We start from the raw sequence: 11,137 nt of genomic DNA on the forward strand, positions 1-11,137 counted from the left end.
CCCGTATGAATAAGCAGAAAATGACGACAGCTCAAGCGTTGGTTAAATTTCTAAACCAACAATACGTTGATGTTGATGGTGAGCAGTATCCGTTTATTCAGGGAGTATTTACGATTTTTGGCCATGGCAACGTTGTGGGTTTAGGTCAGGCGCTCGAAGAGGCGCCTGGGCATCTACGTGTTTACCAAGGTTGCAATGAGCAAGGCATGGCACATATTGCCACAGGCTTTGCAAAGCAAAAAAAACGTAAACAAATTTTTGCGGTTACGTCCTCTGTTGGCCCTGGTGCTGCGAATATGATCACAGCTGCAGCAACAGCAACGGCGAATCGCATCCCACTGTTATTACTACCAGGCGATACCTTTGCAACACGTCAGCCAGATCCCGTTTTGCAGCAAGTTGAACAGTATGGTGACGGAACAATAAGCACCAATGACTGTTTTCGTCCTGTTTCACGTTATTGGGATAGGATCTCACGGCCTGAGCAATTGATGGCGGCCATGATCAATGCGATGCGAGTGTTAACTGACCCTGCAGATACTGGTGCAGTAACCATTTGCCTTCCGCAAGATGTTCAAGGTGAGGCGTGGGATTACCCTGATTACTTTTTTGAAAAACGGGTTCATCGTATTGAGCGTAGGCCACCGACGACGGTGAGTATCGAAGAAGCCGTAAATTTGATCCGCAGTAAGAAAAAACCACTGCTTGTGTGTGGCGGTGGTGTACGTTACTCCGAAGCTCACGAAGCATTTTTGCAATTTGCTGAAGATTATCAGATTCCATTTGGTGAAACCCAAGCGGGTAAAAGTACTGTGGTTGCCTGCCATCCCTTGAATATGGGGGGAATTGGGACAACAGGTGGGTTAGCCGCAAACTTGTTAGCTAAAGAGGCCGACTTAGTTATTGGTGTCGGTACGCGTTTTACTGATTTTACCACCGCATCAAAGTCTTTATTTAGTCATCCAAATGTGAAGTTCTTGAATATCAATGTTGCGGAGTTTGATGCAAGTAAGTTAGATGCATTGAAAGTGGTTGCGGATGCCAAAGAAGCATTACAAGCACTGAGTATAAAATTGAAAGATCCTCACTATGAAACTCAATGGGGGGATGAAATTCAGCAGGCTAAGCAACAGTGGAAGGATGAGCTAGAACGATTATTTAGTATTCAGTATCGCCCATTGGATTTTGTTCCTGAGATTGCAGGCCATCTTGATGATAAGCTTGAAGAATACAGTAAAACTTTAGGTACAGAGCTGGCGCAAACACGGGTATTAGGTTTGATGCAACAATACATGGAAGACGATGCCATTATTGTCGGGGCAGCAGGTTCATTACCGGGTGATTTACAACGTATTTGGCTACCAAAACAAAGAGATACCTATCATCTTGAATATGGCTATTCATGCATGGGGTACGAAATTGCGGCCGCTGTTGGGGCTAAAATCGCTGCGCCGAAGCAACCTGTTTATGCGATGGTCGGAGATGGTTCTTATTTGATGTTACACAGCGAATTACAAACCGCGATTCAGGAGAATATTAAGGTCACCATCTTATTGTTTGATAATGCAGGATTTGGTTGTATTAATAACCTGCAGATGAGCCAAGGAATGGGGAGTTTTGGTACAGAAAACCGCTACAGGAACCCACAAACGGGCTTGATGGATGGGCCGTTAGTGAAGGTGGACTTTGCCAAAAATGCAGAAAGTTATGGCTGTAAAAGTTATCGGGTACATGATGAGAAACAATTGATTGCGGCCCTGGAAGACGCTAAATCTCATTCAGGCTGTGTATTGATTGATATTAAAGTACTCCCAAAAACAATGACAGATGGCTATGAAGCGTGGTGGAGGACAGGAACAGCACAAGTTTCTAAAAAGCCTCAAATAGTTGCTTCCGCTGAAAAAATTAAACAAATGATTGAGCATAAAGTTCGTCTTTATTAATCAATCTATTGCGGTAGTGCTTTATATTATCGAAATAACTCGACGGTGTTTTACCGTCGAGGAATGTTCTTCGTTTTCTTAATGAGTCAGATGTAACTAAGTAGGGTAGTTATTGGAAATTTAGCAAGGATTGCTTTGGTTTTAATTTACATTTTGGTTTTAATTTACATAGTGGTTATTACTTGTCATTCTATATTTGTCATACTTCAAGTTGCATGGGGAACTGCGCTACGCTAGTCGCCTACGTTTAACTCGAATTATTTGGATCATATACCCAGCTTAGGCTGGGTTTTTTATGATTCTTATAGTTTAAAAAATGCATAATTGAAATATATGTTTTATTTGGGGGGTGGGTAAAAATTTAAAAAAGAGGCTATGAAAAATTAATATGCCAGCAAACACAGACTTTATTGTTAAATGCTTCTCGCTTACATTGTCAATTTGTGATCTGAATAACACTAAAAATACACTTTAATATAACATTTGTTATCCAGAGCCCAAAAATATAACTTTCAAAAAATTATAAATTGAAATGAATGTTTTATTTGGTATATTCCATAATATCCAAATAGTGGATTTAAGGTATCAAGGAGCATTTGAATGTTCAATATAGCACTATTCGGCGCAGGACGTATCGGACAGGTTCATGCTGTTAATATTGCCGGCCATAAAGAAACTAAACTTTATTCTGTCATCGACCCTTACCAACCGAATGCGGTTGCCTTGGCTGAAAAATACCAAGCAAAAGTGCAGACGACAGAAGAAGCGATGCAAGACCCTAATGTACAGGGTGTCTTAATTGCATCAGCCACAGATACTCACGCTGATTTAATCGAACTAGCCGCTAAACATAAAAAAGTGATCTTCTGTGAAAAACCGGTTCATCTAGACCTTGAGCGTGTGAAACAGTGTTTAAAAAGTGTGAAAGACCATAATGTTCCACTGTTCATTGGTTTTAACCGTCGCTATGACCCTCAATTTCGCCACTTGAAAAATTTATTCCAACAAGGCGCGATTGGTAAAGCAGAATCTTTAATTATCACGTCTCGCGACCCATCACCACCACCCGCAGAATACGTTAAAGTCTCTGGTGGTATGTTCAGAGATATGACTATTCATGATTTTGATATGGCTCGCTTTATGATTGGTGAAGAGCCTTGTTCTGTCTACGCACAAGGCAGTAATGTTGTAGACCCTGCTATTGGTCAAGCAGGTGATATTGATACCGCGTTTATTATCTTAAAATTCCCATCTGGTGCAATGGCGACAATTTCTAATAGCCGTCGTTCAGGTTATGGTTATGACCAACGGATTGAATTGCATGGTGAAAAGGGCTTATTAACGGCAGGAAATATCAAAGAGAATAGCGTTTCGCTTTTAAGTGAAGTTGGGTGCTTATCTGCTAAGCCAGAATATTTTTTCCTGCAACGTTACCACGAAGCATACAAAGCAGAGTGGCAGCATTTTGTTGATATCTTAGCAGGTCGTACGGTGCCTGAAACGACAGGTACCGATGGCGAGCTAGCTTTATATCTTGCAGACAAAGCACTGGAGTCACTCAAAACAGGTAAAGAAGTTAAATTGTAATTAATACGATAATACTATTTAACTTGGTTATAAACTTGCGGTTAAAAAACGCTTTTTGGCCGCAATAGTGAATATATTTATTTATCAATGAATATATAAAATATTGACCTTACATTTTATTTAATACTCTTTAGGCTTTCAATGAACAGAGATTAATTGAGGCTGTTGTAATCTTATTTTTTAATTTAGCTGCTGTATTTATTATTTTAAATTTGCGAAAACTATTTTTAATAAGTTTATAGAACAGGCCTAAAGCTAGCAAAGTAGCGATTCAAACCAGAGTGCCAGAAATCATTTCATTATTTAATCTTTAACATTAAACATTTATTTAAATATTGAAAAATTGTTTTTTTGGTAAGACATAATGATTCAAATAATAAGGTAATAATATGTCATTAATCATGAATCTCAATCAACAACAGAGAAAAAGGTTGCACCAAATAACCTTGGTTGCAACCTTTGGTGGATTACTATTTGGTTATGATACAGGCGTCATTAACGGTGCATTTTCATCATTGAAAGAAAACATGAGCTTAACGCCAACCACGGAAGGGCTGGTGATGAGTGTCCTATTAGTGGGCGCGGCATTAGGCAGTGTGTGTGGTGGACGTGTAGCAGATTTTATTGGACGTCGGACTTATTTGCTTTATCTCTCATTTCTGTTTTTATTTGGGGCATTTTTATCTGCAGCAGCCCCAAATATTGAAATTCTTCTTATTGCTCGGTTTATATTGGGCTTTGCGGTGGGGGGGGCCTCTGTGACGGCACCGACATTTATCTCTGAGGTGGCTCCGACTGAAATGCGGGGAAAACTTACCGGGCTAAATGAAGTTGCTATTGTTATCGGGCAGTTAGCGGCATTTGCTATCAATGCGATTATTGGTTCAATTTGGGGCCACCTTCCTGATGTTTGGCGTTATATGCTGTTAGTACAAGCTGTGCCCGCACTGTGCCTGCTATTTGGTATGTGGAAAGCACCTGAAAGCCCGCGTTGGTTAATGAGTAAAAACCGTCGTGAAGAAGCCTTGAAAATACTGAAGCAAATTCGCCCTGAAAAGCGTGCCATTCAAGAATATGAAGATATCGTGACCTTGTTAGATGTTGAAGCTGCGGAAGCTAAACGTCATCCGAATGCCAATAAACAAAATTTAGCGTTAATTTTTAATACGCCTTGGATTTTTAAATTAGTATTAATTGGGATGGTGTGGGCGGCATTACAGCAAACGACCGGGGTTAACGTTATTATGTATTATGGTACAGAAATTCTCAAAACAGCGGGTTTTTCTGAGCAAACCTCTTTAGTTTTCAACGTATTAAATGGTGTTTTTTCTGTTGGTGGTATGGTGATAGGGGTGTTATTCCTTGTCGACAGATTTAAGCGTAAAACACTGATAGTTGGTGGTTTTGCACTAATGGCATCGCTACACTTATTGATTGCAGCAACAGATTACTTCTTAACAGGGGATGTTAAAGCCACATTAATTTGGTTACTTGGTGCGGTATTTGTTGGGGTTATGCAAGGAACGATGGGCTTTTTAACGTGGGTGGTTCTTGCCGAGCTATTCCCACTTAAAATCCGCGGGTTATCCATGGGGATCTCGGTCTTCTTTATGTGGATTATGAATGCGATTGTGAGTTATTTATTCCCTGTATTACAAGCAGAACTTGGTTTAGGCCCAGTATTCTTAATTTTTGCGGTAATAAACTACTTAGCTATCGTTTTTGTGGTGAAGTTATTGCCAGAAACATCAAACAAATCATTAGAGCAATTAGAAGAAGAGCTCTCATCAATGTAATTATTACTTATTGGTGGTGTGAATATACCTAATTAACTTAATCGAGGGTTGGATATGATAGAACAACTAACCACAAGTAATTTGCATTTAGGTTGTCAGGCAAGAAATAAAGCTGAAGTACTCAAAATGGTTGGTACGGAATTTAAAAATAAAGGTTATGTTGATAGGGACTGTGTCCATTTCTTAACGGAAAGGGAACAACAGATATCAACATTCTTGGGGAATGGTATCACATTGCCACATCTCCCTAAGTCGGCCAATGATATTATCTTGCATACTGGTGTTGAAATTTTTCAATTCCCTGATGGTGTGATATGGGACAGAACCAATGTGATGTTTATCGCAATAGGTGTGATTGCAAAATCAAGGGAACATATTGATGTACTTAGGGAAATAGCATTGATTTTTAGTGATGAATTTATTGCCAATGCATTGTCTCTGACGTCAAGTAAGGAAGAGTTTTTAAGTATTCTTCATCGCTAGTTTTTGCTTTTGAAGAGAGTATGGGATTTTTGTCGGATCCCATACTCAATAAATTTCATTTTTAGTTATTCTATTTCATTTTATTCCGCTCTATTACGTCCCTATTGTTTTCTATTCCTCTGAATTGAATGTTTATTTTCTTATATATTAACTAATTACATCAAAAGTTAACGTCAGATCACATAATGAAATTAATATTTCCAATAATATTGAAAGTGAAATGAATGTTCCGTATAACATGATTATTGAAATAAAATCTGGAACGAATATTGGGCCAGCCATTGCACTACAGGAAATGAGCGAGAGGTAGAACAGATGAAAGAGATCCGTATCGGGATGATAGGTACTGGCTATATAGGGCGAGCTCATGCCATTGCTTATGCACAAGCTCCAACCGTTTTTCCATTGCAGGGGAAATTGGTTCGCGAAATGATTGCAGAAATTACCCCTGAGCTAGCACAAACCCGAGCTCAGGAAATGGGGTTTAACCGTGCAACAGATGACTGGCGCAAATTAGTTGCAGATCCAAATATTGATGTAGTGGATATTTGTTCGCCTAATTTCCTGCACAAAGAAATGGCAATGGAAGCTATCAAGCATGGTAAACATGTTTATTGTGAAAAACCATTAGCGCTCAATTCTGAAGATGCCAAAGAAATGGTCGAAGCGGCTAAAAAGGCTGGCGTCCTAACGTTAGTGGGTTTTAACTATATGAAAAACCCCACCTCGCAACTAGCCAAAGAAATTATTGCTAATGGTGAAATCGGCGAAGTTATCCATTTTTATGGCACCCATAATGAAGATTATATGGCTGACCCTAGCGCGCCAATTCACTGGCATTGTTTTAAAGAAAAAGCAGGGTTAGGTGCTTTGGGGGACTTATCTGCACACATTATCAATATGGCGCAATTCCTAGTAGGCGATATTGAAACCGTCTGTGGTGATATGGAAATTGTGATTAAACAGCGTCCTGAAAAGGCGGGTTCAACCGTTATGGTTACGGTTGAAAATGAAGACCAAGCGCATGCCATGGTACGTTTTGCTGGCGGCGCCATGGGCGTCATTGAAACTTCACGCATCGCAGCTGGCCGTAAAATGGGGCTAACCTATGTGGTGACAGGCACCAAAGGAACGCTGTCTTTCACTCAAGAACGAATGGCAGAGCTAAAGCTCTATCGTCATGATGAACCTAGCAACCGCCAAGGCTTTAAAACCATTTTTGTTGGGCCAGAGCACCCAGATTACGCGCCATTTTGTAATGGTGCGGGTCATGGTATTGGCTTCAATGACCAAAAAACGGTCGAAGTACGCGATTTAATTGATGGTGTTGCAACAGGGCAACCAATGTGGCCTGATTTTGAAGAAGGCTGGAAAGTATCACGAATATTAGACGCGATAGCACGTTCATATGATGAACAACGTTGGGTTAACGTTAAAGAAATCAATTAATTCTGTTGTAGTTAAGGGGTAATTAATGGATAAGCAGAAGAAGTTAGATGTTATCTGTATGGGCCGTATTGCCGTTGACCTGTACGGACAACAGATAGGTTCTCGTTTAGAAGATGTGAGCTCGTTTGCCAAATATTTAGGCGGCTCTTCAGGAAACGTTGCATTCGGCACTGCAATACAAGGATTGAAATCATCAATGCTTGCCCGTGTGGGGGATGAGCACATGGGGCGTTTTTTACGTGAGGAATTACAGCGTGTAGGTTGTGATACCAGCCATCTTATAACAGACAAAGACAGATTAACGGCATTAGTTATCTTAGGGATCAAAGATCAGGATACTTTCCCATTAATTTTTTATCGTGATAACTGTGCTGATATGGCGATTACGCCAAATGATTTTACGGAAGAATATATTGCATCCGCACGTTGCTTGGCAATTACAGGAACGCATTTATCTAATCCAAAAACTCGCGCTGCAGTATTGAAAGCATTGGAATATGCTAAACGTAATAACGTCAAAACAGCTATTGATATCGATTATCGCCCAGTCTTATGGGGGCTGACCTCTTTGGGTGATGGTGAAACGCGCTTTATTGCTTCCGATAGTGTCACGCAACAACTGCAAGATGTGTTATCGATGTTCGATTTGATTGTCGGGACAGAAGAGGAGTTTCATATTGCAGGTGGGACAACGGATACTGTACAAGCACTCAAGAACATTCGCCAATTAACGGATGCGGAACTGGTGTGTAAACGTGGCTCTCTTGGCTGCTCCGTATTTAGCGGTGCGATCCCTGAAACGCTGGACGAAGGGATCACCGTTCATGGTGTGAGAGTTGAAGTACTTAACGTATTAGGTGCTGGCGATGCATTTATGTCTGGCCTACTACGCGGTTATTTAAACGGTGATGGTTGGGAAAAAGCCTGCGCCTACGCGAATGCTTGTGGGGCTTTAGTGGTTTCGCGCCATGGCTGTGCGCCTGCAATGCCAACAAAAATCGAGTTAGATAATTACCTTGAACGTGCTGCGGCAGTTCCTCGCCCAGATCTCGACCCGATGCTTAACCATTTGCACCGTGTAACCACACGCAGCACACAATGGAATGAACTTTGTGTCATGGCATTCGACCATCGCATTCAATTTGTTGACATGGCACGCCTCGCAGGGGTTGATATTTCTTGCATTCCAACCCTGAAAAAATTGATTTACCGCGCTAGTAGTGAAGTGGCCGAAGAGGCAAATCTGCAGGGAAAAGCAGGGTTACTCTGTGATAGTACATTTGGCCAAGACGTATTGAATGATGTGACCGGACGTGGTTGGTGGATAGGCCGCCCAATCGAGCTACCTGCCTCAAGACCATTATGTTTAGAGCATGGCAATATCGGCTCTCAGCTGATTAGCTGGCCAAAAGAGCATATTGTGAAATGTTTGGTATTTTTCCACCCAGAAGACAACCATCCACTGCGCTTAGAGCAAGAAAAAACCGTTCAAGAAGTGTATAGCGCATGCTGCCAATCAGGGCATGAATTATTGCTCGAGGTGATATTGCCCGCAGATATGGAACGCAACGATGAGCTGTACTTACGCGCAATCAAACGCTTCTATAACTTAGGTATCAAGCCTGACTGGTGGAAATTGCCACCACTACAAGCGGAAAACTGGGATGCCGTTGTTCAATTAATTCAAGAACGTGATCCTTATTGCCGCGGTGTCGTGCTCTTAGGGCTTGATGCACCACAAGCTGAGTTACAAGCTGGTTTCAATGCAGCAGCAGGTAAATCAATCGTCAAAGGATTTGCCGTTGGCCGGACTTTATTTGGTAAGCCTTCGTTGGAGTGGATGAAAGGTGAAATCAATGACGATGAGCTGGTACAGAAAATCAAAACTAATTACTTAAACCTGATAGCCCTATGGCGTCAGCGTAAATAATATTACTTTTACCTACACAGGAGCTTCATCATGGCAATCCAACTTGGTATCAACCCGTTGACATGGACGAATGATGATTTACCCACTTTAGGGGCAGAAACGTCTCTAGAAACATGTTTAACTGAAGGCCGTCAAGCAGGTTTCGCTGGTTTTGAGTTAGGTAATAAATTTCCACGTAAAGCGGAAATTTTAGGGCCGATTTTAAAACAGTATGACTTACAACTGGTTTCAGGCTGGTATTCGGGAGAATTATTATCTCGCAGTGTGGAAGAAGAAATTGAAGCGGTACAAGAGCACTTAGCGTTATTGCGTGATTTAGGCGCTAAAGTGATGGTTTTTGCGGAAGTGACCCATTGTATTCATGGCGATCAAAATAAACCTGTTCATATGCGTCCATTGTTCCCAGCCGACCAATGGGAAGAATACGGCAAGAAACTGACTGAATTCGCAAAGTATACGTTATCTCAAGGTGTGAAAATTGCCTATCACCACCATATGGGAACTGTGATCGAGTCTGCAGAGGATGTGGATAATTTAATGAAGCACACGGGTGATGAGGTCGGTTTATTGCTAGATACTGGCCATTTAACCTTTGCTGGCGCAGACCCTGTTGAAGTGGCAAAACGTTGGGCAAAACGTATCAATCACGTGCATTGCAAAGATGTCCGTGCAGATGTCCTAAAAGATGTTAAAAACCGTAAAACCAGCTTCTTAGATGCAGTATTAGCAGGGGTGTTCACGGTACCTGGAGATGGCTGTGTTAACTATCCCGAAGTGTTTAAAGTATTGAAAAATAGCCAATATGAAAATGGTTGGCTAGTGGTTGAAGCAGAGCAAGACCCTGCGATTGCACACCCGTTGACTTATGCCACACTGGGTTATAAAAATCTGTCTAAGTTTGCTAAGGATGCAGGTTTAATCTAAATCGTCGTCATATTTCAGTCTGTGGCGTTGTTGGCTTCGTTTGCCAACTCTAGCCACAAACTGAAATATTTAATTGATAAAAAGGTTAGTGGCTGAAAAGAATTACCTATCTATAACCTAAAAAGTGTCAGAGGAAAGTTATGTCAAAATTACTGTCGAAATACCATGCTCCAGATGCACATAAGCGTACTCAGCATATCACTCCACAAATTGCTAGCTGGGGATATGTTCACTTTGATGTATTTGAATTAAAACAAGGCGAATCAATCTCTTTGCCTGCTTCTGAAAACGAAATGTGCTTAGTGCTGGTGGCGGGGAAAGCGACGATTAAAACGCCTAATCAAACGTTTGAAAATATTGGCGACCGTATGGAGCCTTTCGAACGCAAAAAACCTTATGCGGTCTATGTTACAGCACAAGAGTTTGCTGAAGTCATCGCAGATACTGACCTTGAATTGGCAGTTTGTAAGGCTAAAGGAAAAGGAACGTATCCAACTCGTTTAATTGGCCCTGATGATATTAGTGCGGAACAACGTGGCCATGGTTATAACAAACGCTATGTGCATAATATTTTGCCGGATGATAAAGCGGCTGACAGCTTATTAGTTGTGGAGGTCTTTACAGACGAAGGCTGCACTAGTTCTTATCCAAGTCATAAACATGACACCGATAATGAACCCAATGAAACTTATCTAGAAGAAACCTATTATCATCGTTTAAACCCATCTCAAGGTTTCTGCATGCAGCGCGTTTATACGGATGACCGAGAGTTAGATGAGTGTATGGCGGTGTATAACAAAGATGTTGTCATGGTACCAAAAGGGTACCACCCAATGGCGACTGTGGCGGGTTATGATAACTATTACCTTAATGTGATGGCAGGGCCAACACGTAAGTGGTTATTTACATGGGAAAAAGACCATAACTGGGTGAATAGCGAAGCCTATGCCGCTAAACACCGTGAAAAGTAAGTCAAAATAGTAATATGTGAATTAAGTTCTGTTATCTATCTTTGCCGGTAAATA

General features: G+C 41.2%; 8 protein-coding genes. All 8 read left to right on the plus strand.

The genetic code is table 11. The features are described from left to right. The first annotated feature begins 5 nt into the window (after positions 1 to 5). The 8 genes from iolD (at position 6) to iolB (ending at position 11,083) form a co-directional block, all read left to right on the plus strand. The gene (gene iolD / locus PR809_RS06575) at positions 6 to 1,943 is read left to right on the plus strand and encodes a 3D-(3,5/4)-trihydroxycyclohexane-1,2-dione acylhydrolase (decyclizing) (protein WP_206277039.1); all 1,938 of its coding nucleotides are present in this window, start codon (positions 6 to 8) and stop codon (positions 1,941 to 1,943) included. Positions 1,944 to 2,543: 600 nt separating this feature from the next. Then, entirely contained in the window at positions 2,544 to 3,530 is a 987-nt protein-coding gene (iolG, locus tag PR809_RS06580) for an inositol 2-dehydrogenase (protein WP_206277038.1), read from the plus strand. A gap of 389 nt (positions 3,531 to 3,919) precedes the next feature. Further along, the gene (locus tag PR809_RS06585; protein ID WP_102137348.1) at positions 3,920 to 5,326 is read left to right on the plus strand and encodes a sugar porter family MFS transporter; all 1,407 of its coding nucleotides are present in this window, start codon (positions 3,920 to 3,922) and stop codon (positions 5,324 to 5,326) included. 54 nt (positions 5,327 to 5,380) lie between these two features. After that, a complete protein-coding gene (locus tag PR809_RS06590) occupies positions 5,381 to 5,809 on the plus strand; it encodes a PTS sugar transporter subunit IIA (protein ID WP_004262128.1) in 429 nt (142 codons plus the stop codon). A gap of 315 nt (positions 5,810 to 6,124) precedes the next feature. Further along, the gene (locus tag PR809_RS06595) at positions 6,125 to 7,258 is read left to right on the plus strand and encodes a Gfo/Idh/MocA family protein (protein WP_102137349.1); all 1,134 of its coding nucleotides are present in this window, start codon (positions 6,125 to 6,127) and stop codon (positions 7,256 to 7,258) included. A 25-nt stretch (positions 7,259 to 7,283) separates the two neighbouring features. Continuing rightward, positions 7,284 to 9,188, plus strand: a complete 1,905-nt coding sequence (locus tag PR809_RS06600) for a bifunctional 5-dehydro-2-deoxygluconokinase/5-dehydro-2-deoxyphosphogluconate aldolase (protein WP_206277049.1) — start codon at positions 7,284 to 7,286, stop codon at positions 9,186 to 9,188. A gap of 30 nt (positions 9,189 to 9,218) precedes the next feature. Next, on the plus strand, positions 9,219 to 10,112 hold the full coding sequence (gene iolE, locus PR809_RS06605; RefSeq protein WP_195697554.1) for a myo-inosose-2 dehydratase: 894 nt from the start codon (positions 9,219 to 9,221) through the stop codon (positions 10,110 to 10,112). Between the two features lie 140 nt (positions 10,113 to 10,252). Continuing rightward, the gene (gene iolB / locus PR809_RS06610; RefSeq protein WP_166265470.1) at positions 10,253 to 11,083 is read left to right on the plus strand and encodes a 5-deoxy-glucuronate isomerase; all 831 of its coding nucleotides are present in this window, start codon (positions 10,253 to 10,255) and stop codon (positions 11,081 to 11,083) included. Positions 11,084 to 11,137: the final 54 nt, after the last annotated feature.

This window comes from Providencia sp. PROV201 (genome assembly GCF_028479545.1).
Lineage (GTDB): Bacteria > Pseudomonadota > Gammaproteobacteria > Enterobacterales > Enterobacteriaceae > Providencia > Providencia huaxiensis.

Coding starts and splice junctions, on each gene's coding strand:
- iolD (WP_206277039.1), top strand. CDS start 6: ATGAATAAGCAGAAAATGACGACAGCTCAAGCGTTGGTTAAATTTCTA.
- iolG (WP_206277038.1), top strand. CDS start 2,544: ATGTTCAATATAGCACTATTCGGCGCAGGACGTATCGGACAGGTTCAT.
- PR809_RS06585 (WP_102137348.1), top strand. CDS start 3,920: ATGTCATTAATCATGAATCTCAATCAACAACAGAGAAAAAGGTTGCAC.
- PR809_RS06590 (WP_004262128.1), top strand. CDS start 5,381: ATGATAGAACAACTAACCACAAGTAATTTGCATTTAGGTTGTCAGGCA.
- PR809_RS06595 (WP_102137349.1), top strand. CDS start 6,125: ATGAAAGAGATCCGTATCGGGATGATAGGTACTGGCTATATAGGGCGA.
- PR809_RS06600 (WP_206277049.1), top strand. CDS start 7,284: ATGGATAAGCAGAAGAAGTTAGATGTTATCTGTATGGGCCGTATTGCC.
- iolE (WP_195697554.1), top strand. CDS start 9,219: ATGGCAATCCAACTTGGTATCAACCCGTTGACATGGACGAATGATGAT.
- iolB (WP_166265470.1), top strand. CDS start 10,253: ATGTCAAAATTACTGTCGAAATACCATGCTCCAGATGCACATAAGCGT.